Consider the following 21,517-nt stretch of genomic DNA (forward strand, 5'->3'; position numbering starts at 1 on the left):
GTGCGGGGCCGCTTGTCCCGCCTAATGGATAATCAGGATGGCACTCCATGTCGGTACATTTGTTGATAGTTGACGCGCTGAATCTTATCCGCCGCATTCATGCGGTGCAGGGGGCTTCCTGCCTTGCCGCCTGCGGACACGCCCTGCGCCAGCTTATTCTGCACTGCCACCCCAGCCACGCGGTGGCGGTGTTTGACGACGACGAGCGCCACGAAAGCTGGCGCCATCAGCAATTGCCGCAATATAAAAGTGGGCGCGCGCCGATGCCGGAAGATCTGCAGGCGCTGATGCCGGCCATTCGCGCCGAATTCAGCCGCGAGTCCGTCGCCTGCTGGCACGCCAGCGGCTATGAGGCGGACGATATTGCCGCGACGCTGGCGTTCAAGGTGGCGGCGGGCGGCCATCAGGTGACACTGGTCTCCACCGATAAAGGCTATTGCCAGCTGCTTTCGCCGTCGATACAAATTCGGGACTACTTTCAAAAGCGCTGGCTGGATATGCCCTTCGTGGCGCGTCATTTCGGCGTACAGCCGCAGCAGTTGACCGATTTTTGGGGGTTAGCGGGAATCAGCAGCAGCAAAATCTCGGGCGTTACCGGTATCGGCCCCAAAAGCGCCGCGCAGCTGATCACCGAGGCAGGTACGCTGGACACCCTCTACCAGCGGCTTGAGCGATTGCCGGAAAAATGGCGGCACAAGCTGGAACGTGACCGTGATCTTGCGTTTCTCTGCCGTCGGGTGGCTACGCTGGACACCGCCGTGACGCTACAGGGAAATTTACAGCAGCTGCGGTTACGTTAGCCGCCGTCTGAAAATAGCCGGTGGGGCTTCCTTACCTGCCGTTCCAGAATAGCAGCAGCGCCCCCGCCAGCGCAAGCCAGGGACCAAACGCCAGCGGCGCCGTCAGTAGTTTGAAATCCCCAGCCCCAAGCCCGTGTCGGCGGCACACCAGCCGGTAACAACCGTTGACGCACCATAGCATCAGATAACCGATCACAGCGCCACACACCGCATCCGGTAGGGGCACAAAAGTGGCGCCGAGGTTAAACAGCAGCCCTAACCACAGCAGCGGTTGGGTGACAACGTCCGGCAACCGCAGGGTAGCGGCGTCCACCACCGCCAGCAGCAGCGCGCTAGACAACAGTATCGCCCCCGCCAGCGCGGCGCCGGGTGCGAAACGTAGGGCGGCCAGCAGAAACAGCACTCCGGCGCTCAGCACCAGCGGCCAGCGGCACAAACGGCATTTTCCCAGGCGCCCGACGCGCCGACGGGGAAGGTTGCCCAATAACTGCAATAGCGCGAAATGCCGCGCCAGCCCCGCCGTCAAACCGAGCAACAGCAATAGCAGTTGCCAAAGCGGTGGCGAACAAACGAAAGATAAGGCTCTTTCTACCGGCGTCCCCGCCGCAGGTCCGGCGACCCCTAACGTTTCCCAGCCCGGCCATGCGTCGCGCCGTTCCGCCCCTAAGGGGGACCAAAACGCCATCATGGCGACATTTAACGATGCCATCGTCAATTCCCTCTTGTACGCGCGGCGTGAGCGGCAGCGCGCCCGCGTAAATCAGCAGTTGCCGTATTAAAGCTTGCCAGCGGCGGCTCTGTGACAGGTGACGTTCGACCTGCGACCTGCGACTTGTAACTTGTGACTTGTGATTTGTGACGTGCGACCCACAACCCGCGACGGGTGACGCGCAACCTACAACCTGCGACAGGTAACGTGCGACCAGTGAGGTGCGCCTTCCAGGCTTGTAAAACGGCACCGTCCCGCTTGCTTGGCCAAACTTTGCCACAGCCATTGGGCCGGCCAGCCTGCGTCGGCGAAATTGGATACTGCGCCGCAACAAGCGACGGCCGAACGCCAATGTCCTGTGGTCAATGGGCGGCTATCCGCCTAATGCCCGCTCCGCCGCCACGTGGCAATTTACTGTTTTGTCCGCCGCTGGCATGATAGTGTCGCAGTGCTGGCGTGCGCTACGTACCGGAACGGTAAGGATATTCCTCTAACACGTTGGGATCCCGCTGCGTTGCCGGCGACGGGCAATGATGACCGCCCCCTGTTTACCCCGAGCGAGAGAGCACATGATGAACACCATCCCTCCATCACGCGTGACCGGCGTCGCCGCCGTAACGGCGCAGACGCCTCGCGCCAACGCGCTTGGCCAGGCGTTGACGCGCGCCGACAACAGCCAATCCGTTCTGGCCGGTATGACGCTTAGAGAAAAAATCGGTCAGAAAATCATGCTCAATTTCCGCTACTGGGGCCGGGATAGCGCTAGCGGCGCGGGACACCGTGGCGCTTAACGCTTGCATTGAAAACATCCTGCGCAATTACCACATCGGTGGCGTCATTCTGTTTGCCAACAACCTGAAAGATGCCGACCAGATCCGCCGCCTGAGCGGGCAACTCGCCGCCATTCCCCAGACCCACGGCATCGGTTTGCTGATCGGTACCGACAACGAGGGCGGCAATGTTTTTCGCTTGCCGCGCGGCGACTACACCGCGTTTGCGAGCAATATGGCGCTCGGGGCGCTGTACGAAGGCCACGGCGAAAGCGCGCTTCCCTACTTGCAGGGCAAAATCATGGCGCAGGAACTGTGCAGCCTGGGTCTTAACCTCAATTTTGCGCCGGTGGTGGACGTGAACAGCAATCAGGCCAACCCGGTGATTAATGTACGCGCGTTCGGCGATTGCCCAGCACAGGTCGACAGGCTGGCCCGCCAGATGGTTAAAGGCAGTGCGCAGATAGTCACCTGCTACAAACACTTTCCAGGCCATGGCGATACCCGTACCGATTCCCACCTGAATTTGCCGCGGGTGGACCGCAACCGGGAGCAGGCGTACGCCGTTGATCTGGCGCCTTATATCGCCGCTATCGCCGATAACGACGCGCCGGACATGATTATGACCGCCCACATCCAATACCCCGCCCTTGACGACAGCCTGATAACCCGACTCGACGGCGAGGACATTATTGTTCCCGCCACGCTGTCGCGCAGGATCCAGCACCACCTGTTGCGCCAGGAGATGGGCTATCGCGGCGTGACCATAACCGATGCGCTGGATATGAAGGCCATCAGCGACAATTTCGACCCGCGTGATGTGGTTAAGCGAGTATTTAACGCCGGTGTTGATATTGCCCTGATGCCGGTCAGCGTACAGGAGGCGGATGAGGAAGATAAACTGCGCGAGCTTATCGACTACATCGTCGCGCAGGTGGAGCGTGGTGAGATAGACAGCGAGGAAATCGATGTCTCGGTAGCGCGGATCCTAACGCTCAAACGGGCAAAAAACATCCTGGCGGGCCAGGCGGCTCCCGCCGCGATCGGCGAGACCGAGCGGCGCTTGGCGAAAGAGGTGGAAAGCGCTATTGCCGATCAATCGATTACGCTATTGCAAAATCATCAGTTGCTGCCGCTGCGGGACGTCAGCCGCCGGATCTCCATTTTCACGCCCTGGGGCGAGCAGGGCCATGCCGTGCGGCAGGTGTTGCAACAAAAGGGCTTTCATACGTCAGCAGCCATAAAATCGCCGAGATCGCCTGGCAGGCACAGCGTCAGGAAATCGATCGCTGCGATATCGTGATTGTCGGCAGTCAGGCGGTCGGCGTCAGCCCGGTGGAAAACAACGGCCAAGCCAGCGGAGCAAACGGCACGGGCGATACGGCGCACATTGTGCAGATTCCGACGACCCTGTACACGATTCTGTGTAAATGCCTTTTCTCAGAAGTGACCGTCCAGGCGGTCACCGAACTCGATAATAAAGCGGCTCATTGCCATGCGCCAGTCCCTCAAAGGCATTGTCCATTTCTGTGAGGCCGCCTGTATCGCCAGCCACACCACCTTTTTCACTGCGTCGTCGGTCGGGAACACCTTGCGCTTTTTGATGGCATGCCGGATCACGCTGTTTAACGACTCGATGGCGTTGGTCGTGTAGATCACCTTGCGGATGTCCCAGGCACTGGAGAACGCTTCCAGCGCCTGCAAGCCGGCTTCTTCCGTAGGGGCCTGATAGATGCTTTCAGGTCGCGGGTGACGGCCTTGTAGTCCTTCCAGGAGACGAACCGCAGGCTGTTGCGCACCATATGTACGATACACAGCTGGAGCCGCGCCTCCGGATACACCGCGTTAATAGCGTCAGGGAAACCTTTCAGCCCGTCTACGCAGGCGATAAGGATATCGTTCAGGCCGCGGTTTTTCAGCTCTGTAAGCACGTTCAGCCAGAACTTTGCGCCTTCATTTTCGGCCAGCCACATACCTAGCAACTCTTTCTGGCCTTCGATGTTGATGCCCAGCGCCAGGAACACAGATTTGTTGATGATGCAGCTGTCCTGCCGGACTTTTAGAACGATACAGTCAAGATAAACAATGGGATAGACTGCATCCAGAGGCCGGTTTTGCCATTCGACAACCTGCTCCATGACCGCATCGGTGACCTTTGAGACCAGCGCCGGCGAGACATCGGCGTCATACAGCTCTTTGAACGCGGCGGCGATCTCGCGGGTGGTCATCCCTTTGGCGTACAACGATAAAATCTGGTTATCCATCCCGGTAATCCGGGTCTGGTTCTTCTTCACCAGTTGCGGTTCAAAGGAACCGTCACGATCGCGCGGAGTACGCAGCGCCAGCGGGCCATCGCCAGTGGTAACGGTTTTTGTGGAATAGCCGTTGCGGGCGTTGGTCCCCGGTTTAGGCTGATTTTTATCGTAGCCGAGGTGATGGGTCATTTCGGCATTGAGAGCTGCTTCGACGCTAATTTTTTTCAGCAGCCGATCGAAGTGACTGAGATCTTCAGGGGTTTTGAGATTTTTGGCCAGTTCGTTAGCCAGAGCCTGCAACTGTTTTTCGTCCATAAATTAACCTGTTTTTGATGTTGGATTGAACATATCAAAATCAGGCAAATACACAAATTTCTAAACAGGCTCATTCCGACGTATCCGATCAGCTGTTCCGGCGACATCCGATCAGTTATTCCGATATTTTCCGATCACCCATTCCAGTGATATTCGATCACATGTTCGCTCATCTTCTGACTCGAGTTTAGTCTATTTTTCCTGTGCTGGCTACTCCTTGCTCTTTGCATAGTGATTCGCCTTTAAGTTCCAGTCTATAGCTGGGGTGTACTAACCGATCGAGTAACGCGTCAGCTGTCGTGGGGTTTTCTATCAGTCCATACCATTTTTTCACCGGCAGTTGACTGATCAGGATGCTGCTGCTTTTGTCGTAGCGATCTTCCATCACCTCCAACAGCATCGTTGCCTGCATCGGACTTATTGATTCTAGGCCCACGTCGTCCAAGATCAGTAACTCTATTTTTTCTAACTGCTTAAGCTGTTTTAGATAGGTCCCGTCTACCTGACACTGGTGAAGATGGGCCAGCAACCGACCCACTCGCCAGTAACGCACGTTATATTGCTGCCGGCATGCCTGCTCACCAAGCGCACAATTGAGCCAGGTTTTGCCCGTACCTGTCGGCCCCGTGATGAGTATGCTTTTCTGATATTTCAGATATTGTCCCCCTAGCAGATCTCGCATTTGTTCCGGTGTCACTCCTCGGCTAGGGATATAACGGTTATCTTCCGGTTTTGCCTGCAAGCGCATTTGCGATTGCCGTCGCATACGGCATATGTAGTTGTTTTTTCGATGCAAATTTTCCGCTTCTACCATCAGCGACAACCGCTCCTCGAACCCCAGCTCCCCATAACTCCCCGGGAGTTCGCGTTGCGTCTCCAACGCCTGGACCATTGCCGACAACTTCAGCTCTCGCAGAGCCATTAACAGTGTATCCATATTTATTCTCCTTAGTGATAACTGTCCGGACCTCGGAGGTTTTCGTGAACCAGCATTGATACGCCGGCTCCGTCCTGGGTGACCTCACTTTCACGACCGTGTTTCAATACGTTGGCTATGAAAGAGCGGTTAATGCACCCTTTCTCCAACGCCAGCGCGCAGGCCTTCTCCAGTCGCGTCGTCTCATAGCGCCGTTGCAGATTGAGTAGCCCCAGCACGGAGCTGTAAGCCTGCTCCGGATGGGCTTTGCTCTTTTGGATGGACTCGACCACTTTCAGTGTGCACACACCCACCGACAGCGCCCAACTGCACAGCCTTTCCGGCGTCCACTGACTCTGCCCCTTATGGTTAGCCGGCATGTGCGCCGCCTGAGTCGTGTGCCTATAGGCATTATCGCTGCGAGGGTGCGTAGCCACGCAGACGCCCTTATGGTGGATTTGCACCAGCCGTTGGGTGGCGATGACGTCAACGCGCTCGCCAACCAGCGGATGCGGCACCGAGTACCAGTTTTTGCCGTAGTCTATGTGGTAATCAGGTCCCACTCGGGCAACGAGATACTCACTGTATTCCCATTGTGTGGGCGGTAGAGGCCCAAGAGCCGGTTTGTCCAGCTGCTCGAAGCGTTCAAGGCGACTTTGTCCGTCGTAATGACGCATCGGGCGCAGATTCAACTCATGATTGAGTTCTCGTATCACCTGGTTGAGTTCGGCCAGCGAGTAGAACCTACGTTTACGCAACCGGGCCAAAACCCAGCGTTCTACCAGCTGCACAGTTGATTCTGCCTTCGCCTTGTCTTTCGGTTTTCTCGGGCGCGCCGGTAGCACCACTGTCTCATAGTGATTTGCCAGCGCCTGGTAGCTCTGGTTTATGACCGGCTCATAGCGGTCAGGGGTGCTGACAGCACTGCGCAGATTATCAGGTATCATCAGCTCCGGAACCCCACCCATGAAGTGCAGGCAGCGGCTATTGGCGTTGAGCCACGATGCCATGTCCTGGCCTTCGCAGGCTTCGATATACGCATAGCCTGACACGCCCATGGCAGCGACGAAGATAGCGACCTGGCGTACGCTACCGGTCGCAGGGTTGACGATAGGTACGGTGGGGCTACAGAAGTCGATGAAGAGCTTTTCGCCAGCCTTGTGCTCCATGCGCATGGAACGCCGCTGCTTCTTTTTCCAGTCACGGAACAGTGCACAAAACTGTGAGTAACCGAGGGCATCACCGCCCACGGCGGACTGATATTCCATCCAGAGCAGCTGCTTGGTCATGCCCTTGCGGCTTAACTCGGTATCGATATCAAGCCAGCTAGGTAAGGTATTGATAACTTTTCCGGATTTGCCGGGATAGAGCAGGCGGTCGAGGTCGACGGGGGACAGTTCCGCCGACAATGGCCAGACCAGGTTAGCTACCGTGAATCGGCCGAGGATATCGTGCACGGTAGTACAACCTATGCCGAGCGCTGCTGCGATAGTGCGATTCGAGCGACGCTGCTCGAATTTCATACGTAACACATTAATATAGATGCACATTTCCGTTTTCGCTTTCTTCTTTTTACGTGCCATGCCATGCCCCCGGAAGCTAAAAGTCTCCAGAGTATGGCGGAACAGAAGATGAGCGATCGGACAGAATCGGAATCGCTGATCGGGCGACCGGAATCAGCACATTGCCGCCATTATCGATTATGCCCACCGCCAGCAGAAGAAAATCGTGCTATTGCTGATGCGTTCGCCCTACGACATTATCCACTTTGATGGTAAGACCGACGCCATAGTAGCCACCTATGCCTATTACGGTCTGGACAACGGCGTACGTCGCGACGAATCGCTGTTTGCCGCCGCGCGGGCGCTGGTAGGGGAGCTAAAGCCAAGCGGTAAACTGCCGGTGAATATCTATAATGTCGGCCCGCAGGGGGCGATAACCGATATCCGCTATCCACGCGGCTTCGGTCTCAACGGCTGACACTGCGCGAGGCCCTGCCCGGCGGCGGCCGACCGCTCTCACTGCGCCGGCCCTTCCCCGTTCACAGGCAACGGCACGCGGCTTTAACGCCGCGGCGCCCCCTCAACGCTCATCGCGCCGTCCCGGCACCGCGCTCCAGAACCGGCGGGCGTGCACCGTGACTTCCTCCCGATCGTGGTACAGCTGCTTGGCGTGTACTTCCGCATGCACCCCGTTCGCCGCCAACTGGTCGCAGAGCAGGCGTAAATTCTGGTTGACCTCTTCATAGCGCTTTTTCATCGGCAGCTTCAGGTTGAAAATCGCCTCGCGACACCACCCCTTCACCAACCAATCCGCGGCTAATTGCGCCACGCGCGACGGCTTCTCCACCATATCGCACACCAGCCAGTACACATTATTGCGCGGCGGCTCGAAGCGAAAGCCGTCGGCGCGATGATGGATCACCTGTCCGGTGGCCATCAGCGCCTCGTCCATCGTGCCATTATTCACCGCATGCACCATCATGCTGCGGCTTAACCAACTGGTAGGTCCAACCGCCGGGACAAGCGCCCAAATCCACCGCGTACATGCCGCTGCCGAGGCGCTCGCCCCACTCATCCGCCGGAACAAAGACATGGAAAGCCTCTTCCAGTTTTAGCGTGGAGCGGCTGGGCGCATCCGGCGGAAATCGCAGCCGGGGAATGCCCATATACAAGGGGGAATGATTATGCCGATAGGCGTAGCCCACGTAGCAGTATCCCGGCGCGATAAACAGCACATGGATGACCTGCTGCGAGGTGCGTTCATCCCCCCGGAGGATGCGTTGCGCGCGCAGGGCGGCGCGTAACGGCACGGTGAATTTGCGGCAGAACTTCATCAGCTCTTTGCTTTCATTGGTATCGGGGACTTCGACCCGCAGCTCCCCCGTCTCGGCGACGGCGCCCGTCAGCATACCCACTATCGGCGTAATGCGATCGTCGGTAGGCAAATCGCGCAGCAGGTCGCCCGCCAGAATCATCTGACGCGCAAAAATCAGACTGCGCAGCGGTAAAGTGCGGATCAATCGATCCGCCTCTTCATGCTGGTAACAGACAAAGACCACGTAGCCGCTATTTTCCTTTACGCGCGCAAAGCCATAGAGCTCCCGTTCGGCGGCCTTCTCGGTAATTTCAGCGGCGCACTCTTTCTCAAAGCCGGGGCGGCAATACAAAATAACGTTATTCACGGCGTTCCGCCTTTTTTTTCAGGCGCAGCGCGGCTTTGTTGAATAAATCGAACTTTTAGGTGACTGGCGGCTCTGATCACTACATTCGTTTCAACATCAGGTCCCCATGGCAAAGCAAAAGTTTAAAATCACCAACTGGCCCGCATATAACAATGCGCTCAGGCAGCGGGGGGACCTGACAGTATGGCTTGATGAGTCAGCCATTGCTGCATGGACTGAGAGTACACCACCTGAACATCGTGGCCGGCCGCTTCACTACACCGATATGGCCATTATCACGGTTCTGATGATAAAGCGCGTGTTTAACCTTTCGCTCCGGGCGTTACAGGGTTTCGTTGACTCGATTTTTAAACTGATGGGGCTGTCGCTGCGCTGCCCAGATTACTCTCTGGTCAGCCGGCGAGCAAAAACCGTCGACATCAGCATAAAAACGCCAACCCGCGGCGAAATCTCACACCTGGTCATCGATGGCACCGGCCTGAAAGTCTTCGGCGAAGGCGAATGGAAAGTCAGGCAGCATGGGGCTGAGAGGCGCAGAGTATGGCGCAAGCTTCATCTGGCAGTAGATAGCGTGACACATGAAATTATCTGTGCCGATTTATCGCTAAGCGGTACGACAGATGCGCAGGCGCTGCCCGGGCTGATTAACCAAACCCACCGGAAAATCAGGGAAGCGTCGGCTGACAGTGCTTACGATACGCGTTACTGTCATGATGCTCTGCTGAGGAAAAAAATAAAGCCGCTTATCCCACCGCGAAGTGGTGCGCAATATTGGCCAGCTCGATACCATGAGCGTAACCATGCGGTGGCAAATCAGCATATGAGCAGCAATAACGATACCTGGAAAAAGAAAGTAGGTTATCACCGGCGTTCACTGGCTGAAACGGCCATGTTCCGGTTTAAAACACTTCTGGGTGGTCATCTGAGTCTGCATGACTATGACGCGCAGGTAGGTGAGGCAATGGCAATGGCAATGGCAATGGCAATGGTTAAAGCACTTAACCGGATCACACTGTTAGGAATGCCAAACAGCGTCCGCATCATGTAACAATCGCCCTGATAGGGAGGAAGTCGTCACAAATTTCGGATTTATTCAACAAAGCGGCGCAGCGCGCCAATCAGCAGCATCATCCAGCCCGCCAGGAAACAAACGCCGCCGATGGGGGTGATATACACCCACAGGCGCTGGTGCGACAGCGCAAGGCAGTATAAACTGCCGGAAAACAGCACGATACCGATAGCCAGCAGCACGCCGCTCCAGTAAAACTACAGGTTGGGATTGCGCATCATCACCGTGCTTAGAGCCATAATCGCCAGCGTATGAAAGGCCTGATACTCCAAACCGGTTTTTAACCAGGCCATTTCCAGCTCCCCAAGCGACAGACGCAGGCTATGGGCGGCGAAAGCGCCGATAGCCACGAATAAGAATCCACTCAGGGCGGCGAAAATCAGCATTCCACGACTACGCATGTTTCTCGATTCCGATAATTATTGATGGAGTGTGCCGTGCAGCGGCGCCATAGGCTGCGTCGCGCCGTAACGAAAGCGGAACGTCTCCTGTTCGCTGGCCGCGCGCGCCAGGATCCATTGACGAAAGGCGTCGATTTTACCCACTTCCGCCTGACTGTCATGGCACACCAGGTAAAATGCGTTTTTGCTTTCCAGCACCTCATTGAACGGGCACGCCAGCCGCCCGGCCTCGATTTCCGTTTGCGCCATGACGTTATTGGCCAGCGCCACCCCCTGACCATGGATCGCCGCCTGCAGCACCATGGCGCTGTGGCTGAAAATCGGTCCCTGCTGCACATTGAGCTGGTTCAAACCCAATTGCCGGCTGTAAGCCAGCCACTCCCGCCGCGAGACGTCATGCAAGAGGGTATGATAAATCAAATCCGCCGGCGTTTTCAGCGGATGGACGCCGGTCAATAGCGCGGGCGCGCAAACCGGCAACAGGTATTCGGCATATAACTTTTCCACCCGCAACCCGGGCCAATTACCGCGGCCATAGAAAATGGCCACGTCCACGTCATCGGCCAGCTTGTCCTCTTCGCGGTCCACCGCCTGGATCAGAACATCAATGCCCGGCCAGGCGGCGTTAAAGCTCGACAGCCGCGGTACCAGCCACTGAATGGCGAAACTCGGCAGCAGGCTGACCGTAAGCGCGCCCTTGGCGCTGCGCGATTGCAGTTTGCGCGTTGCTTCCGCCAGCGCGGAGAAAATCTCTTTGATGTCGAGGTAATAGCTTTGACCTTCTTCAGTCAGCAACAGCGAACGATTACGGCGGCGGAACAGTTTTAGGCCGAGAAAGTCCTCCAGCGATTTGATCTGGTGGCTGACGGCGGCCTGCGTGACGAACAACTCGTCCGCCGCTTTGGTAAAGCTCAGGTGGCGCGCCGCCGCGTCGAACACCCGCAGGGCATTAAGCGGAGGAAGTCGTTTGGACATAGGCAAGCGCTTTTTCTGGACTGAGAATTATGAGTAGGGCCAACATAGGCATTTCATCTATTAGTTTTTTTATCCGAGGCATTATAATTTGTCCGTTGATGATGCGCCAGCAAATACCTATAGTCGTAACCATTCGCAAGCCGGAACGAAAAGCACTTGGAAAGCTAATGTTTTCAAAGCGCTTTTGGCGAGTGATGTGATGTGATGTGATGTGATGTGATGTTGTGTTGTGTTTGCAGATTGGGCCGCGAATGCGGGCCGCTTAACGTTTAAATCCATTTTAGGATACATTTTTCTGTCTGTCCATAGACAAAAGTAGCACCGCGCCTGCGGTGCTTTTTTTGCCCGTCGCTTACAGACGGAGGCGCCAGAGCGCGCCGCCCAGCCCTCAGCGCGTTGCTACAGGAAGCGCGTGGCCCATTCAGGCACGCAAGTCGGGCGCGAAAGCTGACCAACCGGAAGGGGCCGTTCGCGCCCGTTACCGGCGGTGAGCGATGGCGGGCGCGACCGCTACCGGCCGTAAGTAACAGGCCCTATCACAGGCTTTATTGCTCTTCCATCATCTCTTTCACGTCGGAGCGGTTGATTTGTTGCTGGGTGTCCGACGCATCCTGATAGCTTATCATGCCGGTATCTTCATCCACTTTCGGCTTGCCAGAGGTTACAATAGTCCGGCCATCGTTGGTATACATGACGTAATTGCTTGAGCAGGCGCTCAGCGTAAAGGCTAAGGCACAGGCGGTAATGACTGCGGCTGTTTTCTTCATTGATCATTCCTCGCAGAGTAAATTACTGTATTAATCCGCTATTCGCTTTGGGTATTGGCATTACCCGATAGTAATAAGCATAACCGGCTTTCACGATTTTGTCAGAAAATGACAGGTAATTCGGCGACTTAGCCACCGCGCGCGCCGGCCGTTGTCCCCAGAGGAGTTCCGTGACACAGTTTGACAGCAAGGCTTTCCGCCAGCATTTTCCGGCCCTCTCGGCCGGGGAGACCTATTTGGATAGCGCGGCCCCCGCCCTGAAGCCGCAGCCGGTACTGGCGGCAACCGAAGATTTCTATCGCCTGGCACAGGGCAATGTTCACCGCAGCAGCTACCGGCAGGCGCAATCGTTAACCTGCCGTTACGAGCTGGCGCGTCAGCATATGACCCGCTGGCTGGGCGCACCGCGTGCGGAAGATATTGTCTGGACGCGCGGCACCACCGAGTCGCTCAATCTGGTCGCCCAAAGCTATGCGCAGCCGCGCCTGCGGCCCGGCGACGACATCGTGGTAGCGGAAAGCGAGCATCACGCCAATTTGGTTCCCTGGCTTATGGTGGCGCAGCAGACCGGGGCTCGCGTGGTGAAATGGCCCATCGGCGCCGATTTGCTGCCCGACAAACGACAGCTTTCCGCCCTGCTGAGTGAACGCACGCGGATCGTGGCGTTGAGCCAAATGTCCAACGTCACCGGCGGTTGCCCGGATTTGCAGGATATTATCGCCCAGGTGCGGCGGACGCCGGCGGTGGTGGTGGTGGACGGCGCGCAGGGGGCGGTACACGGCAGACCGGATGTTGCGGCGCTGGATATCGACTTTTACGCTTTCTCCGGCCATAAACTGTACGGCCCCACCGGTATTGGCGTGCTGTACGGTAAAACCGAGCTGCTGGCGGCGATGCCTCCTTGGCAGGGCGGCGGGAAAATGCTCAGCACAGTGTCGTTCGACGAGGTGGTCCCCGCGCCGCCGCCGCACCGTTTTGAAGCGGGTACGCCGAATATCGCCGGGGTTGTCGGTTTGGACGCCGCGCTCGGCTGGCTGGCACAGCAGGATATGACGGCGGCCGAGGCCTGGTGCGTCTCGCTGGCGGACGACGCCCACCAGCGGCTGGCGGGGTTTCGCGCTTTCCGCTGTCCGGGATCGCCCCTGCTGTCTTTCGCCTTCGACGGTATTCATCATCAGGATATCGCCCAGGTTCTGGCGCAATCCGGCGTGGCGGTCAGCATTGCGCCCAGCCGCTGATGGCCGCCCTGGGCGTCCCCGGTACCGTGCGTGCCTCTTTCGCCCCTTATAACGCCTGCACGGACGTGGATCGGCTGGTAGAAGCGACCGCCGCCGCTCTGGCCCTTTTCAGCGAATAACGGAGCCCGTTATGACAAAAGAGGCGTTACCCCTTAACGGCCCGCACCCCTTCGGCACAGACATTACCGCCGCTGAACTGGCCCGGCGCTTTGCCGACTGCCGACAGTGGGAGGATAGACTGCGGCAAGTGATTACGCTTGTCAGGGCGCTGCCGGACAGCCTGAAGACTCCCGCGACAATCCTCGCGGGCTGCGAAAGCCGGGTCTGGTTGGGGCACCAACCGCTGCCGGACGGCACGCTGCTTTTTATGCTGACAGCGACGGCCGCATCGTTAAGGGCCTGCTCGCCATCGTGCTGACGGCCGTGGAGGGCAAGAACGCGCTTGAGCTGCGCCAAACGGATCCGCTGGCGCTGTTTCGTCAGCTTGGGCTGGAAGCGGAACTGGACGCCAGCCGCGCCGACGGTCTGGCGGCAATCGGCAACCGCATCGCCCATATCGCCGCCGCCGGCTGACGACCGCCCCGGGCCTGCCGGCGCGGTCCGCGGTCGCACGATCCCAACCCTGGCCGCGCGCCACTCCTTGCCGTCACAACCGGTCCGCTCGGGGTCACGGTGCAATCTCGCCGGCCTCCGCCGCGAGCTGCCCCGCGGACCAGCACAACGCCCGCGGACACATTTTCCAGGCGGCGGGCGGCGTGACGTACTGCCGCCATGCTTTAGCAAGCATTTTTTTCAGCGCGTGCGCAACGGCGACGAAGCCAAAGGTCGCGGTCACCATGGTCGCGGCGCCAAAACCCGACGCGCAGTCCATGCGCTTAGGCCCTTCCGCCGTAGCGGGGGACGCGCAGACCGAGCCGTCGGGCTGGGGATAAACCAGTTGTTCGCTGGAAAAAACGCAATCAATGCCCAACTTGCCTTTGCTGTTCTTCACCACCTGAAACCCCTGCTTCAAGCGATCGCGGACTTTGGCCGCCAACGGATCTTGGATGGTTTTCGCCAGATCCGCCACCTGAATGCGGGTGGGATCGGTCTGGCCGCCGGCGCCGCCGGCGCAGACCACCGGTATTTTATAGCGCCGGCAGTACGCCAGCAGCGCCGCTTTGGCCCGCACGCTGTCGCGATAGCATCAATGACATAGTCAAAGTCGCCATTCAGCCTCTGCGCCACGTTATCGGCGGTGACAAAATCATCGATAGCGGTTACCCGGCATTCGGGATTAATGGCCGCGATGCGCTCGGCCATCACCGCAATTTTCGGCTGCCCCACGCGATCACGCAGGGCGTGAATTTGCCGGTTGGTATTGGTGACGCAGACGTCGTCCATATCAATCAGGGTTATCGCGCCGATACCGGTACGGGACAGCGCTTCCGCCGCCCAGGACCCGACCCCGCCAATACCGATCACGCAGACGTGGGCGGCAGCGAATACCGCCAGCGCATCCCGACCATACAGCCGAGCGGTGCCGCCAAAACGCTGCAACCAGGCGTCTGATAGGTGATCATTCATACTGTTTATGCCTCAGTTAACAAAAACGGCCCGCAGGCCGCTTGATGAACGGGTGAAACCTCCGCCGACGGTCAGTTGTCGTAAATCACCTGCAGGGTATTGGGCGCCGGCCGCGCGGCAGGCTGGGCACCCGTTAAACCGCCGGAGCTGCCGCCCATCACACCGCTGGAGCTGCTACCCACGCCACCGGCTTGGCTGCCGCCGCTATTATAGGCGGTAAACAGCGGACCGGTGTTTACCGCGTTTTTCAGCACCCAGACCCGGCCGTAATGGTTGTAATAGCCGGCGGAGTGTCCCGCCTCCGAGCCAATCCCTTGATACATATCGAAATGCTGGCCTTTAATCGCACCGCCGACATCCAGGGCCACCCATCAAACGGAGCTCATATTTTCCCGTGAATTTACCTCTATTGTCCAGCAGCGGGACTTCCGCCAAGATCGTGGTACCGGCGGGGATAAGCGAACGGTCGGAGGCCACGGCCGCTTTCGCCACCAGCGGCACGGCGTTGGCCCCCTTCACCGGCGCAAAAGGAACCGGTTTAAAGAACACAAACGATGGATTTTGCTCAAGCAGCTCGCGCACTTCAGCTTCGCTGTGGGTGTCAGCCCAGTGGCGTATCGCCTACATCGACATATCCTCCCGCGCCACTTCGCCGCGGTCGATTAACACTTTGCCGATGCTGCGATAGGCGTGGCCATTTTTACCGGCGTAGGCAAAAAACATCAGCGGCCGGCCGTCGCCGTAATCCACGTAACCGCTGCCCTGGACTTCCATCATGAAATTATCCATCAGCGAATTGGTCCAGGCGATAGCCAGACCACTGCTCAGTGCGCCGCTGTAGATAGCTGCGCGGTCCGGCAGGCGGCGATTCTTACCGCGCGGCGGCATGCAGTACAGCGGATAACGGAACTCGCCCTGAGGCGTGTAGCGCGCCTGCACTACCGGCGTGTAATAACCGGTAAACTGCACATTGCCGTAATTATCCGCACCTTCCATTTGATAGGCTTTGATGCCGAACTGGCTTAATTGACGGGTATCGCCGCCGGCCTGCGCCCAGCGCTGGATAGCGGCAAAATCGGTCTGATTGCGTTGAAATAAGGCGGCGACGTATTGGGTTTCAAGCACCTGATCGGCATAGTCCCCGGCGTTAACCGGCTTGCCGCGGGCGTTGGGCGCGTTGACCAGCGCCAGCGGCTGGGTAAGTTGACCATCTTTATACTGCTGCCCGTGATCGGTGGGTCGGGATTGGCATCCGGCAAGAATGGCGATAATAACGCCGCCGATCACATAGTTTGCCCACTGTTTACTCATAACGTTCCCGCGCCGTTTAATTCTAATGGCGAACGATAGCAGAGGCGATATCATAATTAAATTAATTATTATATACAATCAATGAGTTGTTGATAAAAGCAGCACAACGGGGTGAAATTGAACAAATATCAGGAGAATAGAGGCTAGTTAGCAAAAAGGGGTTGCATCAAAACCGCTACAGAGTATAGTGCGCATCCACGGACGCGGGGTGGAGCAGCCTGGTAGCTCGTCGGGCTCATAACCCGAAGGTCGTCGGTTCAAATCCGGCCCCCGCAACCAATTCGCCCATGGTCAATAACGCTTTATCGCTTTGTTCATTTCTCTCATGACGCAAAGCAATAAAGCGTTTTTTTTCGTCTCTCGACCGCGGGGGTGGTGAAGCGGGCGTCTCCCGGCGCCGCGCCCCGCGTTGGCAAATGTGCTGCCTCGGCCAGTTGGCAGGCTTGCCGGCGTGAGTCACTCTCCTGCCATTAACGCGCCCGCTTACGAATTTGCGCTTGTTGGCGGGCTGATGGCCATTAGCGATCCTGCTGGCGGATATGCCGCGTCATTACCGTCCGCAGTCGCTCTCCGTCGGCCTGGCGCACCGCGTCGATCATCTCATCGTGCTCGCGGGCGGATTGTTCAATCCGCGCCCGGGTGGTCCACTGATGCACCGGCGTGGCGCTGGTGCGCTGGCGTATTTCCGCCACCAGCGCCACCAGTTCCTGAGTACCGCACAGCGATAAAAGATGATGATGAAACGCCAGATTGGCCTCGTATAGCTCCAGGGTGGTGCCGTCGGCCATCAACCGGACGAATTCCGCCGCCAGCCGCTCAAGCAGCGCGATATCCGTCGCCGTGGCGGCGGTGACGATACGGCCGGCAACGCCGGTTTCCAGCAAAATACGGATCTCCGCCACCTCCCCTTCCTGCCGGCCATCGGGTCGATAGACATGGTAACCGCGGTTGGGAACATGGGCCACCAGCCGCTTTTGCGCCAGCCGGTCCAGGGCGCGACGCACTTCCGGTCGGCCGCAGCGATAACGCTGTTCCAGATCGATTTGTTTCAACCAGGCGCCGGGCGCCAGTAAGCCGATCTGGATATCGTGCAGGATCAATTCGGTGACCTTATCGATCATTATCGCCGACGACGCCGGTCGTTTCTGCTTAGGCATAAAGGATTTCTCACGGTTTATCGGCGCATTCTGCCACCGCGTCATGTCTACTTCCGTCAACGACCTGCTGGACGCGCATATCGCCGCGAAACAGGCCGCCTTCTGCGCGTTAAGCGATCTTGTTTGGGACACCCCCGAAACCAATTATCTGGAATACCAATCGGCGGCCGCCCATAAAGCCCTGTTGGAAAAAGAGGGCTTCCGGGTGCAGACCGGCCTGGCCGGCCTGCCGACGGCGGTGATGGGAGAGGCAGGTGAAGGCGGACCGGTTATCGCTATTCTCGGCGAATTCGACGCGCTGCCCGGTCTCAGTCAACAGGCCGGCGTCGCCGAACCGCGTCCGCAGGTCAACGGCGGCAACGGCCACGGCTGCGGCCATAATTTACTGGGCGCCGGCTCGCTGCTGGCGGCGACGGCGGTGAAGGATACGCTGGCCGCGCTCGGTATTAAAGGCCGAGTGCGCTATTACGGCTGCCCGGCGGAGGAAGGCGGCTCGTCAAAAGGGTTTATGGTGCGCGCCGGGGTATTCGATGATGTGGATATCGCCATATCCTGGCACCCGGCGGCGTTCACCGGCGTGAACAACCCCATTTCGTTGGCCTGCAATGAACTGAATTTTCATTTCAGCGGCCGCGCCGCCCATGCCGCCGCCTCCCCCCATCTGGGCCGCTCGGCGCTGGATGCGGTCGAACTGATGAACGTCGGCGTCAACTATCTGCGCGAGCATATGCCGTCAACGGCCCGTATCCATTACGCGGTCACCGATACCGGCGGCCATTCGCCGAACGTAGTCCAGGCGAAAGCGACGGTGCGCTATTTGATCCGCTCGCGCACGCTGCCGGACCTGCTGGCGCTGGTGGAGCGCGTGAAGAACGTGGCGCGCGGCGCCGCCCTGATGACTGAAACCACGTTAAGCCACGAAGTGCTTAGCGGTGACGCCAACCTGGTGGGCAACACCCCGCTCGAACAGCTCATGCATCAGCATATCGAGCGGCTGGGTCCGCCGCCGTTCGACGAGGCGGATCGCCGCCGAGTTTCAGCAAACCTTCAGTGCGGACGATATCGCCGCTTCCTTTGGCCGATTTGGCCTGCCGGTGCGTAACGATGTCCCCCTGTGCGATGTGGTGTTTGCGCCGGAAAGCGGCGACGGCACCCTGGTCGGCTCCACCGATGTCGGTACCGTAAGCTGGGTGGTGCCGACGGTCCAGCTGCGCGGCGCCACTTATGCCATCGGTACGCCGGGGCACTCCTGGCAGTTGGTTGCGCAGGGGAAATTGCCCGCCGCTCATAAAGGGATGACCCATGCCGCCAAGGCGATGGCCGCCACCGCGCTGGATCTCTTACAGGACCCGGCGCTTATCGCCCGCGCGCAAGAAGACTTCGCCCGGCGCCTGGCCGATCGTCCGTTTATCAATCCCATCCCTGACGATGTGGATCCGCCATTATCGGAGAACGCCCATGTCTAAGCTCACCGCTTCGCCGGATCGGCCTCGCCTGATGGCGCATTTGGCCGAATTCGCCAAACGCGTCAAGTTATCCGGTACGGCGCCCGAGCTTGAGAGCTTCCACTATTTACAGCAACAGATGCAATCCTACGGCTATCGCACCGAGCTGTTGTCGCACGATGCCTGGATTAGTCTGCCAGGCGAGGAGCGGGTGACGGTGGACGGTCAGTCCATTCCCTGCATTACCCACTCCATGTCGCTCTCCACGGCCGAGGCGGGGATCACCGCGCCGCTTACCTATATCGGCGCCGGGCATGAGGCGGATTTCGCCGCGGCCGACGTTGTCGACAAAATCGTGCTGATAGACGGCATCACCACCGAGGAAGAGGCGGCGCTGGCCAAGCGCTATGGCGCCGTGGGCCAGTTGCATATCAGCCCGACGGAGCATCTCTACGAGATGTGCGTCTCACCGGTCTGGGGTAGCCCCTCGCAGCACACCCGCCAGCAATTGCCCACTACGGTTATTTGTACCATCAGCCGCGACGACGGCGCGCCGCTGCGCGACCGCTGCCGCGACGGCGAATCACCGCTGGTCACGCTGTACGCTCAGGTCAACACCCGCTGGCGCAAAACCCCGATTTTAGTAGCCGAGCTCTCCCCCGGCGGCGATGATGCGCCCTTTGTCCTGTTCACCGGCCATCACGATACTTGGCATTACGGCGTCATGGATAACGGTAGCGCCAATGCCACGATGTTGGAAGCGGCGCGGTTGCTGGCCGAAGCGCGCGAAGGCTGGCAGCGCGACCTGCGTCTGTGTTTCTGGTCCGGCCATTCCCACGGCCGCTACTCCGGCTCCGCCTGGTATGCGGATGAATACTGGGATGAGCTTGATAGGCGCTGCGTCGCCCACGTTAACGTGGATTCCACCGGCGGTGAAAACGCCAGCGTCCTGACGAATTCGTCGGTGATTGACGAACTAAAAGGCGTCGCCGCCGAAGCGGTGGCGGCCGTCAGCGGCCAGCAGCACCTCGGCCGCCGGCACGGCCGGGCCGCCGATCAGTCTTTTTGGGGCGTGGGCATCCCGTCAATGTTCGGCAGCCTAAGCCACCAACCGCCGGGCCCGGTCAAAATGCTGACCGCCCTCGGCTGGTGATGGCATACGCCGCACGATACCCTTGAGCATATCGATCCCGCCAATCTGGAACGCGACACCGCCATCGTGCTGCGGGTGCTGTGGCACTTGCTCAGTTCGCCCGTGGTGCCGCTGGATTACACCACCTTCTGCGCCTCGCTGGACGCCGAGCTGGTCAACCTGCAAGCTGCGCTGGGGGATCGTCTGGATCTCGGCCTATTGCGCCAGCGGGTCCAGGATCTGCGGCAAGCGGCGGCGGCGGTTAATCAACTGGCATTAAGCGCCCGTGGCGAGCAGGCCCAGCGTCTGAACCATGCGCTGATGCGCGCTTCACGTCTGCTGGTTCCGCTCAATTACACCGCCGGTAATCGTTTTTGCCACGATAGCGCTTTGCCGCATCCGGCTTGGCCGTCGCTGGGCGGCTTGCGGGAACTGGCCGCGCTGCCGGCCGACAGCGAAGAACAGCCGTTTTACGCCGCTCCCGCGCGCCAGAACCGCAATCTGGCCGCGCATGCGCTGCGCGAAGCCCACGCCGCGCTGGCAGCGGCTATTGCGCACCCCTCCTGATTCAGGGCGGGTGCATTGCCACGGCCGGCGCGCCGGCCGTTATCCTCTGTAACCGGAACTCGTCTATGAAACAGCCTAGCGTTATCGCCGCCGCGTTGACAGTCGCCCTCGCCTTCACGACATTCACCGCCGATGCCCAGGACGGGCATCGGGTGCGCGTCGCTATCGAAGGTGCGTTTCCTCCCTGGAACGCCCTCGACTCCCACGGTCAGTTGCAAGGATTTGACGTGGATCTTATCCACGATCTGTGCAGGCGGGCCAAAGTGGAATGTCAATTGGAAAGTGGCGCCTGGGCCACGCTGGTACCGGGCCTTAACGTGGGTAAATATGACTTGGTGATGACGCTGGGAATCAATGAAAAACGTAAGAAAGTGGTGGATTTCACCGTGCCTTACGCCAGCGGCGTCGCCAGTTTCCTGGTGCTGAAAAACGGGCCGTTGGCGTCGATGCCGATGCGCGGCGAACGGCTGAACCTTAACGATAAAACCCGCGCGGATCCGGTGATGGCGACGCTTGGCGCTATGCTGAAAGGCAAAACTGTCGGGGTGGTGCAATCCACCAGCCACGAGCAACTGATGAAAACTTACTTCGGCGATGACGTCACGGTACGCACCTATCGCAGTTCGGCGGAGCGGGATCTGGATCTCAAGGCAGGCCGTATCGACGCCGGTTTCGATAGCGGGGTGTATGCCCGGTCGGTGATGGCGAAACCCAGCAACGATACGCTTATCAATGCCGGACCGGATCTCAAAGGCGCGATGCTCGCCACCGATGTCGCAATGGGCATGCGCAAAGGGGAAACCCGTCTGAAAGCCACCTTTGACGCGGCTATCACCGCCGCCGTGCACGATGGCGTGATCCGCCAGCTGTCGCAGAAATGGAGCAAAATGGACCTGACGCCGGATTTGCCTTGATAGGGCGCCCGCGCGGCTCCGTTATC

Annotated in this window: 14 protein-coding genes, 1 tRNA gene and 8 pseudogenes; 12 read left to right on the plus strand and 11 right to left on the minus strand. The window is 59.0% G+C overall.

From position 1 onward, the window contains the following. Window positions 1-47: 47 nt before the first annotated feature. A complete protein-coding gene (xni, locus tag SOPEG_RS18385) occupies window positions 48-800 on the plus strand; it encodes a flap endonuclease Xni (protein WP_025246449.1) in 753 nt (250 codons plus the stop codon). A 31-nt stretch (window positions 801-831) separates the two neighbouring features. Here the strand turns inward: xni and SOPEG_RS23380 are convergent, their stop codons facing one another. Next, complete coding sequence (locus tag SOPEG_RS23380; RefSeq protein WP_025246450.1) at window positions 832-1,509, minus strand: prepilin peptidase; 678 nt, start codon at window positions 1,507-1,509, stop codon at window positions 832-834. Window positions 1,510-2,078: 569 nt separating this feature from the next. Here SOPEG_RS23380 and SOPEG_RS23385 point away from each other — a divergent pair. Continuing rightward, the gene (locus SOPEG_RS23385) at window positions 2,079-2,300 is read left to right on the plus strand and encodes a hypothetical protein (protein ID WP_148297135.1); all 222 of its coding nucleotides are present in this window, start codon (window positions 2,079-2,081) and stop codon (window positions 2,298-2,300) included. Further along, on the plus strand, window positions 2,290-3,582 hold the full coding sequence (locus SOPEG_RS18395) for a glycoside hydrolase family 3 protein (protein WP_051419915.1): 1,293 nt from the start codon (window positions 2,290-2,292) through the stop codon (window positions 3,580-3,582). Before SOPEG_RS23385 ends, SOPEG_RS18395 begins: the two co-directional genes overlap by 11 nt. Window positions 3,583-3,719: 137 nt before the next feature. Here the strand turns inward: SOPEG_RS18395 and SOPEG_RS18405 are convergent. From SOPEG_RS18405 to istA, 3 genes and pseudogenes are all read right to left on the minus strand, one after another. Next, window positions 3,720-4,849 (minus strand): annotated as a pseudogene (locus tag SOPEG_RS18405) (IS256 family transposase). A gap of 187 nt (window positions 4,850-5,036) precedes the next feature. Next, on the minus strand, window positions 5,037-5,786 hold the full coding sequence (gene istB / locus SOPEG_RS18410; RefSeq protein WP_025246452.1) for an IS21-like element ISSoEn3 family helper ATPase IstB: 750 nt from the start codon (window positions 5,784-5,786) through the stop codon (window positions 5,037-5,039). An 11-nt stretch (window positions 5,787-5,797) separates the two neighbouring features. Next, window positions 5,798-7,348, minus strand: a complete 1,551-nt coding sequence (gene istA / locus SOPEG_RS18415; protein ID WP_025246453.1) for an IS21 family transposase — start codon at window positions 7,346-7,348, stop codon at window positions 5,798-5,800. A 112-nt stretch (window positions 7,349-7,460) separates the two neighbouring features. Between istA and SOPEG_RS18420 the strand changes: the two genes are divergently transcribed. Beyond that, window positions 7,461-7,745 (plus strand): glycoside hydrolase family 3 protein, encoded by a 285-nt coding sequence (locus SOPEG_RS18420; RefSeq protein WP_417903455.1) that lies wholly within the window; start codon window positions 7,461-7,463, stop codon window positions 7,743-7,745. Between the two features lie 102 nt (window positions 7,746-7,847). Here SOPEG_RS18420 and rlmM read toward each other — a convergent pair. Beyond that, a pseudogene (gene rlmM, locus SOPEG_RS18425) lies at window positions 7,848-8,949 on the minus strand (23S rRNA (cytidine(2498)-2'-O)-methyltransferase RlmM). A 106-nt stretch (window positions 8,950-9,055) separates the two neighbouring features. Here rlmM and SOPEG_RS18430 point away from each other — a divergent pair. Next, a complete protein-coding gene (locus tag SOPEG_RS18430) occupies window positions 9,056-9,997 on the plus strand; it encodes an IS5 family transposase (RefSeq protein ID WP_025246455.1) in 942 nt (313 codons plus the stop codon). 41 nt (window positions 9,998-10,038) lie between these two features. Here the strand turns inward: SOPEG_RS18430 and SOPEG_RS18435 are convergent. The 3 genes and pseudogenes from SOPEG_RS18435 to SOPEG_RS18445 all read right to left on the minus strand — a co-directional run bounded on the left by SOPEG_RS18435 (window position 10,039) and on the right by SOPEG_RS18445 (window position 12,161). Further along, window positions 10,039-10,419: pseudogene (locus SOPEG_RS18435) on the minus strand (DUF423 domain-containing protein). Window positions 10,420-10,437: 18 nt separating this feature from the next. Next, on the minus strand, window positions 10,438-11,394 hold the full coding sequence (locus tag SOPEG_RS18440) for a transcriptional regulator GcvA (RefSeq protein ID WP_025246456.1): 957 nt from the start codon (window positions 11,392-11,394) through the stop codon (window positions 10,438-10,440). A 545-nt stretch (window positions 11,395-11,939) separates the two neighbouring features. Further along, on the minus strand, window positions 11,940-12,161 hold the full coding sequence (locus SOPEG_RS18445; RefSeq protein ID WP_025246457.1) for a YgdI/YgdR family lipoprotein: 222 nt from the start codon (window positions 12,159-12,161) through the stop codon (window positions 11,940-11,942). A 170-nt stretch (window positions 12,162-12,331) separates the two neighbouring features. On the opposite strand from SOPEG_RS18445, the pseudogene csdA reads away from it, so the two are divergent. Together csdA and csdE are read left to right on the plus strand one after the other, a co-directional pair. Then, window positions 12,332-13,518 (plus strand): annotated as a pseudogene (gene csdA, locus SOPEG_RS18450) (cysteine desulfurase CsdA). An 11-nt stretch (window positions 13,519-13,529) separates the two neighbouring features. Further along, a pseudogene (gene csdE, locus SOPEG_RS18455) lies at window positions 13,530-13,972 on the plus strand (cysteine desulfurase sulfur acceptor subunit CsdE). 190 nt (window positions 13,973-14,162) lie between these two features. Here csdE and tcdA read toward each other — a convergent pair. Further along, a pseudogene (gene tcdA / locus SOPEG_RS18460) lies at window positions 14,163-14,965 on the minus strand (tRNA cyclic N6-threonylcarbamoyladenosine(37) synthase TcdA); the annotation flags it as partial. Between the two features lie 215 nt (window positions 14,966-15,180). Continuing rightward, window positions 15,181-16,276, minus strand: a pseudogene (mltA, locus tag SOPEG_RS18465) (murein transglycosylase A); the annotation flags it as partial. Window positions 16,277-16,478: 202 nt separating this feature from the next. Here mltA and SOPEG_RS18470 point away from each other — a divergent pair. Then, window positions 16,479-16,555: transfer RNA gene (locus SOPEG_RS18470), tRNA-Met, on the plus strand. 239 nt (window positions 16,556-16,794) lie between these two features. Here SOPEG_RS18470 and SOPEG_RS18475 read toward each other — a convergent pair. Continuing rightward, window positions 16,795-17,397: a GntR family transcriptional regulator gene (locus SOPEG_RS18475; protein ID WP_236851836.1), complete on the minus strand. Its 603-nt coding sequence runs from the start codon at window positions 17,395-17,397 to the stop codon at window positions 16,795-16,797. Between the two features lie 79 nt (window positions 17,398-17,476). Between SOPEG_RS18475 and SOPEG_RS18480 the strand changes: the two are divergent. From SOPEG_RS18480 to SOPEG_RS18490, 4 genes and pseudogenes are all read left to right on the plus strand, one after another. Continuing rightward, window positions 17,477-18,899 (plus strand): annotated as a pseudogene (locus tag SOPEG_RS18480) (M20 family metallopeptidase). Then, window positions 18,892-20,031 (plus strand): M28 family peptidase, encoded by a 1,140-nt coding sequence (locus SOPEG_RS18485; RefSeq protein WP_200867831.1) that lies wholly within the window; start codon window positions 18,892-18,894, stop codon window positions 20,029-20,031. Before SOPEG_RS18480 ends, SOPEG_RS18485 begins: the two are co-directional and overlap by 8 nt. Before the next feature lie 66 nt (window positions 20,032-20,097). Beyond that, window positions 20,098-20,577 carry a hypothetical protein gene (locus SOPEG_RS28915; protein WP_200867832.1) on the plus strand — a complete coding sequence of 160 codons (480 nt, stop codon included), beginning with the start codon at window positions 20,098-20,100 and terminating at the stop codon, window positions 20,575-20,577. Window positions 20,578-20,642: 65 nt separating this feature from the next. Beyond that, complete coding sequence (locus SOPEG_RS18490) at window positions 20,643-21,491, plus strand: transporter substrate-binding domain-containing protein (RefSeq protein ID WP_025246459.1); 849 nt, start codon at window positions 20,643-20,645, stop codon at window positions 21,489-21,491. Window positions 21,492-21,517 lie beyond the last annotated feature (26 nt).

Origin of the sequence: Candidatus Sodalis pierantonius str. SOPE, from assembly GCF_000517405.1 — a bacterium.
GTDB lineage: Bacteria > Pseudomonadota > Gammaproteobacteria > Enterobacterales > Enterobacteriaceae > Sodalis_C > Sodalis_C pierantonii.